The organism is Bifidobacterium sp. M3-N-101 (assembly GCF_023656805.1).
GTDB lineage: Bacteria > Actinomycetota > Actinomycetes > Actinomycetales > Bifidobacteriaceae > Bifidobacterium > Bifidobacterium breve.
On record NZ_JAMOKQ010000009.1, the window covers coordinates 38,722 to 56,056 of the forward strand.

General features: G+C 58.9%; 14 protein-coding genes and 2 tRNA genes. 11 read left to right on the forward strand and 5 right to left on the reverse strand.

Annotated elements, in window-relative coordinates:
• Positions 1-30: 30 nt before the first annotated feature.
• The 11 genes from tig (at position 31) to NBH12_RS08400 (ending at position 10,415) form a co-directional block, all read left to right on the forward strand.
• Positions 31-1,404 (forward strand): trigger factor, encoded by a 1,374-nt coding sequence (gene tig, locus NBH12_RS08350; protein ID WP_003829027.1) that lies wholly within the window; start codon positions 31-33, stop codon positions 1,402-1,404.
• A 182-nt stretch (positions 1,405-1,586) separates the two neighbouring features.
• On the forward strand, positions 1,587-2,987 hold the full coding sequence (locus NBH12_RS08355) for a chloride channel protein (RefSeq protein ID WP_052828820.1): 1,401 nt from the start codon (positions 1,587-1,589) through the stop codon (positions 2,985-2,987).
• 44 nt (positions 2,988-3,031) lie between these two features.
• Positions 3,032-3,409, forward strand: coding sequence for a hypothetical protein (locus NBH12_RS08360; protein WP_003833424.1), 378 nt, complete (start codon positions 3,032-3,034; stop codon positions 3,407-3,409).
• Between the two features lie 151 nt (positions 3,410-3,560).
• On the forward strand, positions 3,561-4,184 hold the full coding sequence (locus tag NBH12_RS08365; RefSeq protein WP_003833421.1) for an ATP-dependent Clp protease proteolytic subunit: 624 nt from the start codon (positions 3,561-3,563) through the stop codon (positions 4,182-4,184).
• Positions 4,185-4,189: 5 nt separating this feature from the next.
• Entirely contained in the window at positions 4,190-4,873 is a 684-nt protein-coding gene (locus NBH12_RS08370; protein WP_052828821.1) for an ATP-dependent Clp protease proteolytic subunit, read from the forward strand.
• Between the two features lie 173 nt (positions 4,874-5,046).
• Positions 5,047-6,408: an ATP-dependent Clp protease ATP-binding subunit ClpX gene (clpX, locus tag NBH12_RS08375; protein WP_052822413.1), complete on the forward strand. Its 1,362-nt coding sequence runs from the start codon at positions 5,047-5,049 to the stop codon at positions 6,406-6,408.
• A 106-nt stretch (positions 6,409-6,514) separates the two neighbouring features.
• Positions 6,515-6,588, forward strand: a tRNA-Arg gene (locus NBH12_RS08380).
• A gap of 29 nt (positions 6,589-6,617) precedes the next feature.
• Positions 6,618-6,691 (forward strand) — tRNA-Arg (locus NBH12_RS08385).
• A gap of 109 nt (positions 6,692-6,800) precedes the next feature.
• Positions 6,801-8,006, forward strand: a complete 1,206-nt coding sequence (locus NBH12_RS08390) for a MalY/PatB family protein (RefSeq protein ID WP_052828822.1) — start codon at positions 6,801-6,803, stop codon at positions 8,004-8,006.
• 79 nt (positions 8,007-8,085) lie between these two features.
• Positions 8,086-9,474, forward strand: a complete 1,389-nt coding sequence (locus NBH12_RS08395) for a Na+/H+ antiporter NhaA (protein WP_014483861.1) — start codon at positions 8,086-8,088, stop codon at positions 9,472-9,474.
• A gap of 185 nt (positions 9,475-9,659) precedes the next feature.
• A complete protein-coding gene (locus NBH12_RS08400) occupies positions 9,660-10,415 on the forward strand; it encodes an LOG family protein (protein WP_370622707.1) in 756 nt (251 codons plus the stop codon).
• Positions 10,416-10,455: 40 nt separating this feature from the next.
• On the opposite strand, the gene NBH12_RS08405 is transcribed toward NBH12_RS08400, so the two are convergent.
• The 5 genes from NBH12_RS08405 to NBH12_RS08425 all read right to left on the reverse strand — a co-directional run bounded on the left by NBH12_RS08405 (position 10,456) and on the right by NBH12_RS08425 (position 17,322).
• Positions 10,456-11,121 carry an O-methyltransferase gene (locus NBH12_RS08405; protein ID WP_003829041.1) on the reverse strand — a complete coding sequence of 222 codons (666 nt, stop codon included), beginning with the start codon at positions 11,119-11,121 and terminating at the stop codon, positions 10,456-10,458.
• A gap of 62 nt (positions 11,122-11,183) precedes the next feature.
• On the reverse strand, positions 11,184-12,134 hold the full coding sequence (locus NBH12_RS08410; RefSeq protein ID WP_250819360.1) for a succinate dehydrogenase/fumarate reductase iron-sulfur subunit: 951 nt from the start codon (positions 12,132-12,134) through the stop codon (positions 11,184-11,186).
• Positions 12,135-12,206: 72 nt separating this feature from the next.
• Complete coding sequence (locus NBH12_RS08415; RefSeq protein WP_065453817.1) at positions 12,207-14,069, reverse strand: FAD-dependent oxidoreductase; 1,863 nt, start codon at positions 14,067-14,069, stop codon at positions 12,207-12,209.
• A 101-nt stretch (positions 14,070-14,170) separates the two neighbouring features.
• Positions 14,171-15,619 carry a DNA-processing protein DprA gene (locus tag NBH12_RS08420; protein WP_391503353.1) on the reverse strand — a complete coding sequence of 483 codons (1,449 nt, stop codon included), beginning with the start codon at positions 15,617-15,619 and terminating at the stop codon, positions 14,171-14,173.
• Positions 15,620-15,786: 167 nt separating this feature from the next.
• A complete protein-coding gene (locus NBH12_RS08425) occupies positions 15,787-17,322 on the reverse strand; it encodes a YifB family Mg chelatase-like AAA ATPase (protein WP_025301174.1) in 1,536 nt (511 codons plus the stop codon).
• Positions 17,323-17,335: the final 13 nt, after the last annotated feature.

Consider the following 17,335-nt stretch of genomic DNA (forward strand, 5'->3'; position numbering starts at 1 on the left):
AGAAAATACGACTTTTGAGGAGTCATTAGCGTGAAGATCAGCGTTCGTAACCTCGAGCCCACCAAGGTGAAGCTCACCGTCACTGTTGAACCGGAAGAGCTCAACCCGTACCTGGATGCGGCCCGCAAGGAAATCGCCAAGCAGGTGAACGTCCCCGGCTTCCGTAAGGGCCACGTTCCCGGCAAGATCATCGATCAGCGTATCGGTTTCGCTGCCGTCGCCGGCGAGGCCGTGAACGACGCCGTGCCGGAGCTGTACTCCAAGGCTCTGGACGAGAAGAAGATTCGCCCGATGGCTCAGCCGGAGTTCGACGTGCAGGACGTGCCGCAGGCCGCCAACGACGACACCAAGCTGAAGTTCACCGCCACCGTCGAGCGTCGCCCCGACATCGAGCTGCCGGAAATCGATGGCCTCGAGATCGCCATCGCCAAGCCGGAAGTCAAGGATGAGGACGTCGACAAGCGCCTTGAGGCGCTGCGCCAGCGCTTCGGCACTCTGGTCGGCGTGGATCGCCCGGCCACCAAGGGTGACTTTGCCAACATCGACCTGACTGCCGAGATCGACGGCGAGACCGTTGACTCCCAGGAAGGCGTGAGCTACGAGCTCGGCTCCAACACCATGCTCGACGGTCTGGATGAGGCTCTTGATGGCCTGTCCGCCGGCGAGGAGACCACCTTCGAAGGCACGTTGGAAGCTGGCGACCACGAAGGTCAGAAGGCCACTGTGAAGGTCAAGGTCAACTCCGTTAAGGCTGAGGAGCTGCCGGAGCTGGACGACGAGTTCGCTTCCGAAGCTTCCGAGTTCGACACCCTGGACGAGCTCAAGGCCGATATCCGCAAGGCCGCCGCTCAGGACGCCGAAGGCCGTCAGGCCACCGAGGCTCGCGATGCCTTCATCGCCAAGCTGCAGGAAGGCCTCGAGATTCCGGTGCCGAAGGGCGTCAAGGCCAACATGGTCGCCGAGCAGCTCAAGGGCATGACCCCGGATCCGGAGAAGGCCACCAAGGAGCAGAAGGCTCAGGCTGAGGAAACCGTCGAGAAGGAACTGCGCGACCAGATGGTGCTCGACGCTCTGGCTGAGAAGCTGGACGTCCAGGTCTCCCAGTCCGACGTGTTCAACTTCCTCGCTTCCATCGCCCAGCAGTACGGCATGGATCCGAACAACTTCATTCAGGCCATCATCAAGAACGGCCAGCTCGGCTCCGCCGTGCAGGAAGTCGGACGTTCCAAGGGCCTGCTCGCCGGCATGCGCGCCGTCAAGTTCACCGCCGATGGCGAGGCTGTCGACCTCTCCAACTTCCTCGGTGAAGCCGCTGAGGAAGAGGAGTCCGAATCCGTCGAGGCCGCTTCCGCCGCCGCTGCCGTGGCTGACGAGCTGTCCTCCAAGGACAAGGACGCTGAGTGAGCCTAGCTTGCTTGCGTTAGCGTAACTGTTAAGCCCGGAACCGTGTTTCATGGTTCCGGGCTCTTTCTATTCTTAAAGAAGTATTGTTCCATTGGCTCCCCTCCTTGAGGGAGCTGTCGAGCGTAGCGAGACTGAGGGGAGTTCCCAAGGGCATACTCGTTGCATAAAGTGCGGAGGTCGACATGCAACCAGTAGTTACCGCCAAACGTCTTGGCTGGCTTGCAGCGACAACCATCATCCTTGGCGTGATCATCGGCGCGGGCGCAGGTCTGCTGACGCTGCTGCTCTACGGCGTCGAGCACGTGATGCTCGGCTATGTCGAGGGTTCGGAATTGCCCGGTCCATTCGGTGTGCCCGCTATACGCCGTGCGATTTCGGTGACCATCGGTCTCACCCTAGCCGGCATTATCTGGTATTTTCTGCGCAACAAGACCACCAAGGTGCCCTCGGTCAAAAAAGCCGTGGCGGGGGAGCGGATGCCTGTATGGCAGACCTTGGTGCATGTGGTGCTGCAGATCGGTATCGTCGGTTCGGGCGCGTCCATTGGACGAGAAGTCGCTCCTCGTGAACTCGGCGCCATGTTGGCGCAACGTTTCTGCGACCTGTTCCATATCGAAGGGGCCGACGGCATTGACCGCCGTATGGTGGTAGCAGTGGCGGCAGGTGCCGGCTTGGGCGGCGTCTACAATGCCCCTCTTGCCGGCATGTTCTTCTCCGTGGAGATTCTGCTGGTGGACGTGACCCTTGAGAAGGTCGCTTTCGGTTTGGGCATGTCCGCGATTGCCGCGTTCGTGGCGGCGTCGATTAAGGGCCATCACACGTTCTATGACATCACCGCCATGCAACCGCAATCCACGCCTACCCTGATGCTGTTTGCGGTGCTGTGCGGCGCAGCGTGCGGTGTGGCTGGCGCATGGTTTCGCAAAGGCTCGCAATGGGCGGAATCCCATCAATCGCATGACAAGCATATTTTGTGGCAGATGCCATTGGCTGGTCTGGTGACTGGATTGGCGGCGATTGTTGTTCCGCAGGTGATGGGCAACGGGCGCGCTGCGGCGCAGCTTGGTTTCAGTACATTCGTGCCGGAGGGCTCTGCCGCTGCCGGCGCATCGCAATCGGCTTCTTCGGCGGCGGCCTCGCCTTGGAATCTGTTGGCGGGCGGCGGCAACGTTTCCGGTTCGGCTTCTACGGCGGTTAATGCCGGTTTCCAGTTGTCTCAATCGAATATCGCCATGCTGCTGGGTGTGCTTGCGCTGACGTTTGTTGCCAAAGCGCTGGTTACGCTAATGACCATTCGTTCGGGTGCCTCAGGCGGCGTATTGCAGCCGGGCATCGCGTTGGGATCCACGCTGGGTGCAATGCTGGGTCTCATTTGGATACTGTTGTTCCCGGCTGACTCGGTGACTGCTTGTGCGCTGATTGGTGCCGCCGCATTGCTTTCGGCATCGCAGCAAGCGCCGTTGATGGCCATGTGTTTGGTGATGGAACTGACCGAAGCGCCCAGTGCGTTCTTCATGCTGGTCGGGTTGGCCGTGGCCGCATCGTCACTGGTGTCGAAGTGGATGTTGAGCCGTCGTAAGTAGGAAGTTGTTTTGGCTCCCGCCAGCGGGAGCGGAAAGAATAAGCTATGTCTGAAAACACTGAGATTCGTGCGGCGCTAGAATCGCTTGCTGCCGAGCCATTGTCTGAGCAGATCGACTATTACCGCAAGCCGTTTATGGTGTTGTGGGCCGCCATCCAGGAGGCCGCCAGCGGTGTGGCCGAAGACTATGATTTGCCTACGGACATGGCCCAGTTGTGGGTGGCCGAACAGATGAGACAAGTCGCGGACTCACTGGTTGACAGACTCGCGGAAAAGGCCGTCTCGCGCGGTGCCAGCAAGTCGAATGTGGCCCGTGCCGCCGGGGCGAGTCCAGCCAATGCAATGCGCCGGTTCCCCCGCCTCAAAGACGATTCGGCCCAGACTCGCCTGCTCATCGACGACGTCCTCGATACTCTCGAATAACCTCCCTCTGACGAGGGAGGTGACTCGACGAAGTCGAGACGGAGGGAGAGATATCCTACGCTGGCCGCCAAAAAGCGCGTGAAAAGCCGTCTTCAGTCGCTTCAAGGCGGTAGTCTGAACAATGTTCGAGTAATTTAGAAGGAGAATCAAGGTGAGCAATGCCTTTGCGACCTTGCCGGTCATGGCGGGCGATGACGTCCCGGCCGGCCCCGTCGACCCGATTTTCAACCGTCTGCTCAAAGACCGCATCATCTGGATGGGTGAAGAGGTCAAGGACGATATGGCCAACCGCATCTGCGCCCAGCTGCTGATGCTGGCCGCCGAAGACCCGAAGAAGGATATCTGGCTGTACATCAATTCGCCGGGCGGCTCCATCACCGCCGGTATGGCCATCTACGACACCATGCAGCTCATCGAGCCCGACGTGGCGACCGTGGGTCTGGGCATGTGCGCCTCCATGGGCCAGTTCCTGCTGAGTTCCGGCACCAAGGGCAAGCGTTACCTGACCTCGCACGCCCGTGTGCTCATGCACCAGCCCTCCGGCGGCATTGGCGGCACCGCCACCGACGTGCGCATCAACGCCGAGCTCATCATGGACATGAAGAAGACCATGAGCGAGCTGACCGCCGAACAGACCGGCCATACCGTCGAGGAAATCTACCGCGACAACGAATACGATCACTGGTTCACCGCTCAGGAAGCCCTCGATTATGGCTTCGTGGATAAGCTCGTGACCACGCCGGACACCATCGGCAACAACCAGCAGGGGGAGTGAGACTTATGGCAAGTGAAGAAGCGAAGTTTGCCGCCCGCGCCGACCGACTGGCCGGCCGCCAGGGTGTAGCCGGCTTCATGCCGGCCGCGTCCCCAACTAACCGCTACATCATGCCGCAGTTTGTGGAGAAGACCCCGTACGGCATGAAGACCCAGGACGCCTACTCCCGCCTGTTCGAGGATCGCATCATCTTCCTCGGCGTGCAGGTGGATGACGCCTCCGCCGACGATGTGATGGCCCAGCTGCTGGTCTTGGAATCCCAGGATCCAAACCGCGATGTGATGATGTACATCAACTCGCCCGGCGGTTCGATGACGGCCATGACCGCCATCTACGACACCATGCAGTACATCAAGCCCGATGTGCAGACCGTATGCCTCGGTCAGGCCGCCTCCGCAGCGGCGATTCTGCTGGCTTCCGGCACCAAGGGCAAGCGTCTGATGTTGCCGAACGCCCGTGTGCTCATCCACCAGCCGGCCATCGACCAGGGCTTCGGCAAGGCCACGGAGATTGAAATCCAGGCCAAGGAAATGCTCCGCATGCGCGAATGGCTGGAGGAAACCCTCGCCAAGCACACCGGTCAGGACGTGGAGAAGATTCGCCGCGACATCGAGGTGGACACCTTCCTGACCGCCGACGAAGCCAAGGATTACGGCATCGTGGACGAAGTGCTGGCTCACCGCCAGTAACGGTCTCAAACATGTGGACGAATAGTGATATTCGTCCGGACACTAGGCATTGCAATACCCTCGGTCGGTCTGACCGGGGGTATTGTGTTGAAAGGCGACGGCAATGTGTGCGTCGTGTAAACATACAGACAAGCACAGCAGGCAGTGCGGCATTCATCGGCAAAGGAGATCTCATGGGGCGTGTGGTGAGCTACAACGAGGACATTCCCCGCTGCACGTTCTGCGGCAAAACCGAGCGTCAGGTTCGCAAACTGGTGGCCGGTCCCAATGCCTCCATCTGCGACGAATGCATTGCCCTATGCGTGGATATCATCTCCGAGGAGCGCAGCAAAGACGCCGAAGTCAACTCGCTGAGCCTGCCCAAACCAACGCAGATTTTCGATTATCTCAATCGATATGTCATCGGCCAGGAAGAAGCCAAACGGGCGCTTTCCGTGGCCGTGTACAACCATTACAAGCGCGTCAATATGGAGTTGCAGGAATCCGCCGAACAACTTGACGGCGCGAACGGCAATGCCGCGCTCCAATCAGCCGGGCGAGCCCGCAAGTCTCAGCGGGCTAATGATCCGCTATCGGATGTGGAAGTCGCCAAGTCGAACATTCTGTTGCTGGGGCCCACCGGTGTGGGCAAAACCTATCTTGCCCAGTCACTGGCCCGTGTGATGAACGTGCCGTTCGTCATCACCGATGCCACCACGCTCACCGAAGCCGGCTACGTGGGCGATGACGTGGAGACCGTGCTCCAGCGTCTGCTGCAGGCCGCGGACGGCGATGTCAGCCGAGCCCAGCACGGCATTATCTATATTGACGAAATCGATAAAATCGCCCGCAAATCCGGCGAGAACACCTCGATTACCCGTGACGTATCCGGTGAGGGAGTGCAGCAGGCACTATTGAAAATCCTTGAAGGCACTATTGCTTCCGTGCCACTGGAAGGCACTCGCAAGCACAAAGAGCAGGACACGGTGCAGATGGATACGCGTGGCATCCTGTTCATCTGTGGCGGCGCATTCGTAGGATTGACGGACATCGTGCGCAAGCGTCTGGGCCGCCGGGAAACCGGTTTTGGAGCCAATTGGCATGACGCCGACCTGAAAGACGAGGAGCTGCTTAAGCAGGTCAATGCCGATGATTTAGCCGAATTCGGTCTGCTGCCTGAATTCATCGGTCGACTGCCGGTCACCAGCGTGCTCAAGGAGCTGACGGTGGATGATTTGACGGAGATTCTTACGCAGCCGGCCAATGCGCTGATTAAGCAGTACCGCAAACTGTTTGCCGTCGACGGCGTTGATCTGGAGTTCACCGACCAGGCCGTCCAAGCGATTGCCGATACGGCTATCAAGCAGGGGATTGGCGCACGAGGTCTGCGTTCGATTATCGAACGCACCCTGCAAGACACGATGTTCCAGCTGCCCAGTCTTGAGGATGTCAAGCAGGTGGTTGTCGACAAGGCATCCGTGGAAGGCACCAGTGCGCCGAAACTGCTGCGTGAAACGGTCATCCAGGAATCCGCGGAGCGTCGTCGTACAGCATGATTGTCGGATACTGTGACTCGCTGTTCCTGTGACACGCCGAGTAACCAATGGGTTGCACAAACACGAACCTTGAGTAATATGTATTGAGTTGTCTGAAAGACAATATGCGCCAGTAGCCCAGCGGATTAGAGCAGCTGACTACGGATCAGCAGGTCGCAGGTTCGAATCCTGTCTGGCGCACTCCCGAACCACGGGGACAACGGTGGTATGCGCCAGTAGCCCAGCGGATTAGAGCAGCTGACTACGGATCAGCAGGTCGCAGGTTCGAATCCTGTCTGGCGCACGATAAAGCCTCGGAAGCGAAATGCCTTCGAGGCTTTTCCAATTCTCGTTACATACCTCCTTTACGATGGGTCAGGTTTGTTTTCGCCGGTAGTGAAGAAGGAGAAACAGTGATTCTGGCACAGCATGCCCCTTACGATTTCGATACGATTCTTGAGCGTCATGGCTCTTCGTCCGCCAAATGGCATGAGGTCGTGGAACAGATGGGTGAGGACGGCAAAGATGTGGTGCCCTTGTCCGTGGCAGACATGGAATTCAAACCGGCTCCTGAAATAGTCGAGGCTCTCATCCAATCTGCCACCCATGACGTATTCGGTTACGATTACGCCACTGAAGACTACTTCACAGCTTTTCTCAATTGGATGGAGCATCGTCATAATTTCCATATCGACCCTTCATGGGTGAGCCTGTCCGACGGCGTGATGCCTGCCGTCAACACGGCCCTGCGATCCGTCACCCGACCGGGAGATAAGGTCATTATCCAGCGGCCTGTCTATTACCCGTTCACCTTTGCCGCCGAGCACAATGGTTTGACCATTCTCGACAACGAGCTGGTACTGGACGAGAACGGCCACTATGGCATTGATTTTGATGATCTCGAATCCAAGGCCGCCGATCCTCGCTGCACGGCCATGATTCTGTGCAATCCGCACAACCCGGTGGGCCGTGTCTGGACGCCTGAAGAACTGCGGCGCATTGGCGATATCTGTATCAAACGCCGTGTGCGTCTGCTGTGCGACGAGATTCACGCCGACTTTTCCTATCCTGGACATAAGGTCACCATGTTCTCCACGTTGGGGGCTGAGTACGCGAATATCGTCTTTGAATTCACCGCGCCTACCAAAACCTTCAATCTGGCTGGTCTGTTGTGCTCCAACACCATCATCTCGAACCCGCATCTCAAGCGTCGTTACGATGCGGCGGCGGATAATATCGGCGGCCTGACCGTCAACCATTTCGGTATGGTCGCATGCCAAGCCGCCTACGACCATGCCGAACCGTGGCTGGACGCACTGATGGAAGTGCTGGAACGCAATCTCGGGCTCATCCGCGACTTCACTGCACGTGTAAGCGGCATTCGTCTGATTGAACCGGAAGGCACTTACTTGGCTTGGCTCGATTGCCGAGGCCTGGGCTTCGATACTCCTGAAGAACTTTGCGATTTTCTGCGCAATGAGGCCCGTGTGTGGTTTGATGAAGGCTCGATGTTCGGCGAATCCGGAAACTTCTTCGAGCGTGTCAACCTTGCCTGTCCGACCAGGCTGCTTGAACAGGTGCTTGCCAACATCGAGACCGCTTTGGCTGACCGTCAGTAGGGGGTACGCCCCGGGCTGAACGTCCTGAGATATTCCGTACCATAGCAGCAGATCATTCATTATCGAGCGAGGAGACGCGATGGCCACAACCACCGGCGCAAAACGGGGCATTTGGCCCATGATCAGGCGGATAGCCGCCTCTGATCGCATATCTGGACTGATTATGCTCGGTTTTGCCCTTGCCGGTCTGGTTCTGGCGAATCTTCCCCTCACCGCGCATGCATTTGAGGCCGTAGCGGAAACGCATGTGTTCATTCCGCATACCAATCTTGATCTGCCGATCGGCCATTGGGCTCAGGACGGTTTGCTCACTATCTTCTTCCTGACTGTTGGCCTCGAACTGAAGCAGGAGCTCACCACCGGCTCGCTCGCTAATCCCAAGGCGGCCGCTGTGCCGATGCTGTGTGCCGTTGGGGGCATGATCACCCCGCCCATCCTGTTTCTGGCCACCACTGCACTGTTTTCGCAGTTCGGCCCGGGGGAGCCTGGCTCATTGATCCTGGCCACCACTGGCAGCAGCATCCCGTTCGCCGAGATGTCCCACGGCTGGGCGGTGCCCACAGCCACGGATATCGCGTTCTCGTTGGCGGTGCTCGCACTGTTTGCCAAGGCGCTGCCCGGTTCGATCCGCGCATTCCTGATGACTTTGGCCACGGTCGACGATTTGCTGGCCATCATCCTGATAGCGGTGTTCTTCTCCTCGGTCAATGCTTGGTACTGGTTCATTGGCATCGCCGTGTGTGCCGTGGTATGGGCACATCTGGTTCGTCTTAAGAAAGTGCCATGGATCGCGGTGGGCGTGGTCGGCATCCTTGCCTGGATCATGATGTTTGAAGCCGGCATCCATCCCACGTTGGCCGGTGTATTGGTTGGTTTGCTGACCCCGGCACGTGTGATGCACGGTGAATACTCACCGCGCGCCGAACGATATGCGGACAAGCTCAAGCCGTTTTCCGCTCTGCTGGCTTTGCCGATTTTCGCCTTGTTCGCCACCGGCGTGCATTTTGAATCCATGAGTCCGCTGTTGCTGCTCTCGCCACTGGTCATCGCCCTGATTGTGGCGCTGGTGGTCGGCAAGCCGTTGGGTATCATCGTCACCGCTTGGCTGGCCACACATGTCGGAGGGCTCAAGATGGCCAAGGGGCTACGCGTTCGCGATATGATTCCCGCTGCCGTCGCCTGTGGAATCGGTTTTACGGTGTCGTTCCTCATCGCCTCTCTGGCCTATACGAACCAGGAGCTGTCCGCCGAAGCCCGATTCGGTGTGCTGGTGGCCTCGCTGATCGCCGCCGCGATTTCCGGCGTATTGTTGAGCCGCCAATCCAAGCGATTTGAACAGGCTGTGGCCGTTGCAGCTGCTGAGGCTGACGCCGAGTCCGACGTCAATACGCATTCCGACGAGCTGGCGGAGCATTCCATCACCCTTGCGGACGGCACGGAAAGCGTTGAAATCGACTTCCGTCGTTAATCTGCCTAGGATACTGCTAGAGCCCATGGAGGTACCAAATGGCGAAGAAGCAGAAAAAATCCCAAAAGGCCGATGGCAAAAAAGCATCCGGTATAAAGCAGCCGACAAACACCGGTGTTGACGGGAATCCGAACGTCGGAACAATTGCCGAAGAACAAGCCAACATTCAAGTCGCACAAATTCCGATGAATCCGGTTGATTTGGAGGACGCCGCGCCGCTGGGGGACACCTATCATCGAGGCCCAGTGATTCTGCGCGGCCAGATGATTCCTTCGGACAACACCACCGCGAACCTGCTCAAGCCGGATCGGGATACCGATTGGCTGCATATGGATCCGTGGCGTGTGCTGCGCATCCAATCCGAATTCGTGGATGGCTTCGGTGCGCTTGCCGAGCTGGGGCCTGCGGTATCGATTTTCGGCTCCGCGCGCACACAACGCACCGAATCGGACTACAAGGCGGCTCGTCGCATGGGCAGCCAGATCGCCAAGCGCAATATCGCCGTCATCACTGGTGGCGGGCCGGGCATTATGGAAGCCGCGAACAGGGGAGCGGCATTGGCGGGCGGCAAGTCGGTGGGGCTCGGCATCGAACTTCCGTTTGAACAGGGGCTGAACCAGTGGGTGAACCTTGGCATGAGCTTCCGGTACTTCTTTGTCAGGAAGACGATGTTCGTCAAGTATTCCTCCGGTGTGATCGTCTGCCCGGGAGGGTTCGGCACGTTGGATGAGATGTTCGAGCTGTTGACCCTGGTTCAGACCCACAAGGTGGCGAACATTCCGGTGGTGTTGTACGGTAAGGATTATTGGCAGGGGCTATTCGACTGGTTGGATGGGCCGGTCGCCGAGCGTGGCATGATTTCGAAGATAGATCCCAAGCTGGTTACCGTGACTGACGATGCCGACGAAGCCGTGGACGTGGCCACGAGTATGGTTGTCTGAGGGCATTTGGCTCCCCTCCGTCAAGGGAAGCCAAGAAATATTACTTCTTGTATGCGATGAGCAGTCCGGTACCATCCGGAGTAAGTGTGGATTCAAATTCCTCATCCTGCTCGACGGTAGTGATGAGCTCGCGCATGGCCGTGGCCTTGCCGCTGCGGTCGGCCGGGTTGATCACACCGCCCTGCTCCGTATCCAAAGCCAATGCGTCCGTGAATACGATGGCACCATGATCACGTAGCAGGCGGGACGCCTGGGCGAATGTGGCGGCATAATTCTCCGCATCGCCGGCCACCACAATCAAATCGTAATCATTGGCATTGAGCCTGGGCAGAAACACACTGGCCGGGGCATTCACCGCACGAAGCGTGGTAGCGGTCTCGTCCTGCAGTTCGGCAAACGCCTTGCGAATCAGTGTGATGCCCTGTGCGGTGGAATCGACGGCGGTCAACTGTCCCTTGTTGTCCAAGGCATAGGCGAGTTGCAGAGTCTCCACCAAGGAGCCGGTGCCCACGGCGATTACCGAGGAGGCTCCGGTCAAACGGACCAGCAGGCCCAGGAGTCGGGCTTGTGCGGCTGGACCTTGCAGTTGTCCGGATTCGTCGGCGGCGGTACGGGCATCAGCCAGTGTGGACGGTTCAAGTTCGCGAGCATGTTCTTCGGTGAATTCCCATGCCTTGGCGAGATTCGTGTACTGTGTTCTGTCCATAACCGTTCCTTCGATATTCGTTCTCTCAGACTATGACTTTCCGGTATCTACCCGGCAATGATTCAGCGCTCGCGGACTTTGGCCACGATCTGCCACATTTCCTCGCCCACATCGATACCGCGCGGGCAGTGGCGGGAGCAGGCACGCACCGATTGGCATCCGGCCACACCGTCAGCGGTATCAATGGCATCCATGCGATCCATGGCCTTGGTATCACGTGAATCGTTGATGAAGCGGGAAGCCCAGATCAATGCGGCCGGGCCAACGAATGCATCGCCGCCGGCGTATACCGGGCAGGCCCCCTCGCACACACCGCAGGCGATGCAATTGCTCAGCGTCTCATACTTGGCGAGCTGCTCGGGGTTCTGCAGGTATTCGAAAACGTCCACTTTGCCTTCGGCGGTGGTGGCAAGCACACCATCAGCCTGAAGATACGGGGTGAGTTTACGAATCTGGTTGAGCATCGGGTCGATGTCGGCGATGAGATCACGTTGCGGCGGGAATCCAGGCAAGGAAGCCAGTTCGATAACACCCAGAGAACCTTCAGGGATGTTGTTTTCGACGTTTTCGGCGGGAACGTCGGTTTCGTTAGCGGTTTCGTCGCCGGTGCGTCGGAATCCCTCATCATCGACTTCCGGAGCTGTACTAGGCTGCTTGGCCCAGTCGCGGACGGTGGCCGTACACAGCAGAGTGGGTGTGCCGTTGATGGCTGCGGCATCAGAGCCGCACATGCCGTGACCGCATGAATAGCGGAAGGCCAGCGTCGGGTCGATGGTGCGTTTAATGGTCAGCAGACAGTCGAGCACGGTGTCCGATGGACGCGCGGGAATGGTGTATTCCTGCACCCACTGCTTGCCACGCGGGCGGCGGCGTGCCGCTGAATCCGAGCCGCCACCGAACGGGGAGCTTTTCTTGGCGAACGGGCTGCCGCCGCGTGCACGTTCGGCGCGCTCGGGGCGCGGCGTGAAACGATGCACCTGCAGGGTAACCGTTGTGTTGTTCGCCTCAACCATGTTCTGCCTCCAGAAACCGTGGATATCAGTCCGATTATTCGACAATCTATTGTGTCACAAGCCCTGGGCGGCTTAGTATTCACGCTTCTTGGGCGGGTAGTCGGTGATATGCACCGGCTTGAAGCTCACCGGGCCGGCATCGGCGACCAACGAGTGAGCGAGGAAATGCTCATCATCGCGTTCGGGGAAATCAAGACGCTGCAGGGACCCACGAGATTCCTGACGAGACTCGGAAGCGTGCAACATGGCCTCGGCCAGCTCAATCAAATGCCGGACCTCCCAGATGGCGGTGACCTCTTGGTTGAAGGCGGCAGTTTTGTCATGTGCCCGTAAGATATCGGAAACCGGCTTGATGTCGCTGTTGAGCTGGGCCAGAGCCGTATCGATGGTCTGAGCGGTGCAGCGTACAGCCAGAGCCTGTTCCATCACTGATCCAAGTTGGGCCATGAGCTGATAAGGATTGGCCGTGGAACCCTCATCGACATCATCGGCTTGGCCGGCGAGCAGCTCGTCAAGTTCGGACTTACGGGATTCGGCGGCATGATCGGCGGCCGTCGTCAACATGTCATCGGCCGAATCATCGGCCATGGGGGAGTCGACCGGATTCTCGGCGATACGCGTGGCCATGGTTTGGCCGGCGCGCGTGCCGAACAGACATGCGTCAAGCAGCGAATTGCCGCCCAAGCGATTCGCGCCGTGTACGGAAACGCAGGAGCATTCGCCAGCGGCGAACAAGCCATCGACGATTTGCACGGCATCGTCCGTCCAACGGTACACCTCGCCATTGGTGGTGATGGGGATGCCGCCCATCGTATAGTGCGCGGTGGGCTTGATGGGCACCAGGTCCTTGGCCGGATCGAGGTTCGCGTACTGTTCGATGGTTTCGACCACCTGCGGCAGCACTTCCTTCATACGTTCAGGGTCGATGCCGGTCATATCCAGCCAGACGCAGTCCTTCGGACCATCCGGATCCTTCGGGTCGGCAACGCCGCGGCCGGCGTCGATCTCCGCCATGATGGAGCGGGAGACCACGTCGCGCGCGGCCAGATCCTTATGCTCTGGAGCATAACGTTCCATGAACGGCTCGCCGTCGGCATTGCGCAGGATGCCGCCCTCGGCGCGTGCCGCTTCGGAAAGCAGGATGCCGGTGTGCGCGAGACCGGTGGGGTGGAACTGCACGAATTCGATGTCTTCAAGCTGCAGGCCGGCAGCTAGGGTCAGCGCCATGCCGTCGCCGGTCAAGTCCCAAGAGTTCGACGTGGTGTGGAACAGTCGGCCCGCGCCTCCGGTGGCCAGCAGCACATTGCGCGCGTGAATGGCCTGAATCTTGCCCGTATGCGTATCAAAAGCCACAATACCGGACGTCTGCTTGCCATCATCGGCGAGCACCAGATCGGTCACATACCATTCTTCGGCAAACTCAACGCCGGCGGCCACACACTGCTGCCACAAGGCGTGCAGAATCTGGTGGCCGATACGGTCGGCCGCATAGGCGGCGCGCTTGACCGGGGCTCCACCGAACTCGCGCGTATGGCCGCCGAATCGGCGCTGTGCGATATGCCCGTCCTCGGTACGGGAGAAGGCCACGCCCTGACGCTCCAGATTGATTACGGTCTGCGGCGCATACTCGGCGAGCAGCTTGGCCGCGTCCTGATCAACAAGCCAGTCGCCGCCCTTGATGGTGTCGTAGTAATGCCAATGCCAGTCATCGGACTCCACATTGCCCAGGCTTGCGGCAATGCCTCCTTCAGCCGAACCGGTGTGCGAACGCAGCGGCTGTAGTTTGGAGACCACAAGGATCTTCGGGTCCACGCCTTGTTCCTTGAGTTCGGCGATTTCGGGGGATCGAAGCAGTCCCAATGCCGCCGACAAACCAGCCGCACCGGCACCGACGATCACTGCATCATACATATCTTCCAAACGTTTCGGACTCATGGATTCGATTCTTGCACACCCGCCGAACAGCGCCGTCATCGTGTCATGAGGGTGCTGACAATTCTTGTTCTAGCGGTGTGTAAGACTGGCGTCTCCATGATTCAGATGAGGCGACAACTGAGCGTGACCGTTCCGGTCTTCCGGTGAATCGCTCCTCGCAGTTCCAGCGCTCCGAGCAGTTCCAGTACGGTGGCGATATCCGGTATTTCCTCGAGGTCGTTATTTCTGGCCGCGCGCAGCAGGGTGTCCGGTGTGATGGCGAGGCGATGCGTACGGCATTCGCGGATAAGGCCGACCATCAAGCGTTCCGCTTCCGGCAATGTGCTGACCTGTATCGTCTGTTGCGCTTCCGCATCGGGTTGCAACGATGCCTGGGCGCGCAAATCTGGCATGTGGTGGGATGAGGAGAAATCCTTGGAGTCTGTGCGAGACGGCAAGGGAGTCGTGATGACAGCCTGGGATAGCGTGGGCTGCTCGGATTTCTTGTGGACCGCCTTGGTCGTACACGAAGGCGCTGGATCACTGGCATCGCGCTGTGCGTTGTCCGCCATGCCTGGGCATCGTTCCATAATCGGCTGATGGCGCTTGTGACAGATGTCTTTCGTGGAGGTGGCGGCGCATAGAATCGTGGCCTGATGGTCGCCAATCATTTTGTTGCAGCCGGCATTGCATGGCTGATTGATGTCTCCTGGCACTGCATACACCTCGCGCATCAGCTCGCAGGCCCAGCCCGCAGTATTCAGTGCGCCTGAGCGCAATCTCGCCTGTGCCACAACCAGTGTGGAAGACAATGCCGCGATAATACGGTTGCGCAGCAGGAATCTGCGCGCCTCGGGAATGGTGCCGGGACAGAGTTCGCTGATGAGTGCGCCTCCCTGCGATTCGATGCGTTCAAACAGTGTGCGATTGCGAGCTGGCCCCATATGGTTCAGTCCGCCGGCGAATACGGCGACGGTTCTGCCCACGCATCCTGGTTTGCGGCCGTGCAGAGCGTTCAGAGCACCCCAATGAGCGGCCGCGTCCGTGCCCATCGCGCCTCCTGAAACTACCAGATGACCATCCACCGCGGCTTGCTCGGCAACCGTATGGGCCACATACCGTCCGTACTCGTTGACGTCTCGGGAGCCGACAATACCCACCGGTTTTGCGCAGCTGGTCAGGGCCCGCGGATCGCCTTTGACCCAAAGGCATAAGGGAGGTGCCCAGTCGGAGCGGATGGATAGGTCGGTCAATTGCGCAGGCCAGCATGGGTGTCCCGGGCCGATAATCCATTGTGTGCCATCCATAGTGAACCAGTCGGCCAAGGAAACGATGTCTTGCGAGGGCAGGGCGTCCATCCGCTGATGCCAGCCGGACAGGGCATTGCGAAAAGCGTTCATCGCGCTGGGTGTGGGTTTGCGACCCCAGCGGGTCAGACCATTGATGAACATGCGATCAATGCAGGTCAGTGCTTTTTGGCGAACATCGGAAGGCCGGTCAGGGTGACATTGTGACAAGACCTGCCATAATGCCTCAGCATGTTCGGCTCCTTTGAGTGTGGCGTACATCATCGCATCCGCGCCATCGATGCAGAACGTGAGCGCGGCACGGTATAGGGCATCTAGTGAAGGAGCGGCGATAATACGTGAGCGCACGGTCTGTGCGGCCGCTTCGGCTTTTCCGATTGTGTGAGGGGAGCCGTGAACTGAAGCGGGCTCGGCAATCATATTGGTGGTACTCATGACACTCTCGTTCTCATTTCGATACCTTGATGGACATCCTGTTCGGTAGGGGAAATCCGACCGGCCAGATCGGCGAGGGTCCAGGCCAATCGCATGGCGCGATCAGCTCCACGCAACGTCAGCTGCTGCGAGGACAAGGCACGATTGACCAGTTCCATCGCCTTGAGCGAGGTGTTCGCATGCAGCCACGTGCCGGATGCCTGAGCATTACATGTCCACCCGAATTGCTGGAACCTATCTTTGGCGGCGTTTCTTGCACGAATCACGCGTGCACGAATTGTGGCGCTGGATTCGCCGAGCGGTTCATGCTGTACGGTGATGCGGGGGACGGGCGGCACTGTCATCTGAATATCTACTCGGTCAAGTACCGGGCCCGATAAACGGGAGAAATACCTCATGCGATCTTTTTCCCGGCACCTGCAGCGCTCGCCAGTGCCGTAATAATATCCGCATGGGCAAGGATTTGCCGCCATGACCAGCTGGAATGCAGCTGGGTAATACGTGCTTCCTTTGGAGCGGGAGAGAGCCACATAGCCGGATTCCAATGGTTCGCGCAACGTTTGCAAGGCCCGGGCGCTGAACTCCGGTGCTTCGTCCAAAAACAGAATGCCACGGTGAGCGCGGGTTATCGCGCCCGGTGCTGCGATGCCACTGCCGCCGCCGACCAGTGATGCTGTGGAAGCGGTATGATGCGGCGCTTCAAACGGAGGCACATCGGTGATGCCATATTGCGATAAGGTGCCGCACAGCGAGCGAATCGAAGCGACTTCCAGCTGTTCGGTATCTTCCAATGGGCACATGATGCCGGGTAATCGTGAAGCCAACATGGTTTTTCCCGTGCCGGGAGGTCCGGTCATGATGAGGTTATGGCCTCCGGCGGCCGCTACCTGCAGCGCCCATTTGGCATGTTCCTGGCCCAACACCTCATTCATGTCTGCGTATCCGTTTTCACTGACTTCGGCTTGCTCGGAGGCACTTGCATCCTCCGCGAGCTGCAGATCGGGGATTGTATATGAGGCATTGCCTCCCATGAGCTCGATGAGCTCGCCCACATGTCTTACGCCGATTGCATCCATGTCTTCCACCATCGAAGCCTCGTCAAGATTGCGATAGGGAATGATTACTTTTCGGATGCCGCGTTCCTGCGCATGCAACATGATTGGCAGTAATCCATGGATAGGCAGTACCGAACCGTCAAGATTCACTTCGCCAAGCACAATAGTGTCTTCCAGACAATCGTGGCCAATGGCTCCAGCTGCGCAGAGAACGCTGGCGGCAATGGCCAGATCATGTGATGAGCCGCGTTTGGGTAGGGAAGCGGGGCTCATATTCACGGTCACACGGGTTTGTGGCCATGAGAAACCACTGGCTTGACATGCCGATTTCACTCGCTCGCGCGCTTCGGACAGTGAGGTATCTGGCAGTCCAATGATGCTGAAATATGGCAGGCCGGGACTGATGAAAGCCTGTACCTGGACAATGAAGGCCTTGAGTCCGATCAGACCGACCGAAAGGGCGCTGCCAATGGCCATGCTTGATCCTTTC

Excerpts from the sequence above, each read along its gene's own strand:
- NBH12_RS08355 (WP_052828820.1), top strand. The coding sequence starts at position 1,587 with ATGCAACCAGTAGTTACCGCCAAACGTCTTGGCTGGCTTGCAGCGACA.
- NBH12_RS08415 (WP_065453817.1), bottom strand. The coding sequence starts at position 14,069 with ATGAGTCCGAAACGTTTGGAAGATATGTATGATGCAGTGATCGTCGGT.
- NBH12_RS08360 (WP_003833424.1), top strand. The coding sequence starts at position 3,032 with ATGTCTGAAAACACTGAGATTCGTGCGGCGCTAGAATCGCTTGCTGCC.
- NBH12_RS08370 (WP_052828821.1), top strand. The coding sequence starts at position 4,190 with ATGGCAAGTGAAGAAGCGAAGTTTGCCGCCCGCGCCGACCGACTGGCC.
- NBH12_RS08395 (WP_014483861.1), top strand. The coding sequence starts at position 8,086 with ATGGCCACAACCACCGGCGCAAAACGGGGCATTTGGCCCATGATCAGG.
- NBH12_RS08410 (WP_250819360.1), bottom strand. The coding sequence starts at position 12,134 with ATGGTTGAGGCGAACAACACAACGGTTACCCTGCAGGTGCATCGTTTC.
- NBH12_RS08405 (WP_003829041.1), bottom strand. The coding sequence starts at position 11,121 with ATGGACAGAACACAGTACACGAATCTCGCCAAGGCATGGGAATTCACC.
- clpX (WP_052822413.1), top strand. The coding sequence starts at position 5,047 with ATGGGGCGTGTGGTGAGCTACAACGAGGACATTCCCCGCTGCACGTTC.
- NBH12_RS08420 (WP_391503353.1), bottom strand. The coding sequence starts at position 15,619 with ATGATGTACGCCACACTCAAAGGAGCCGAACATGCTGAGGCATTATGG.
- NBH12_RS08400 (WP_370622707.1), top strand. The coding sequence starts at position 9,660 with ATGAATCCGGTTGATTTGGAGGACGCCGCGCCGCTGGGGGACACCTAT.
- NBH12_RS08425 (WP_025301174.1), bottom strand. The coding sequence starts at position 17,322 with ATGGCCATTGGCAGCGCCCTTTCGGTCGGTCTGATCGGACTCAAGGCC.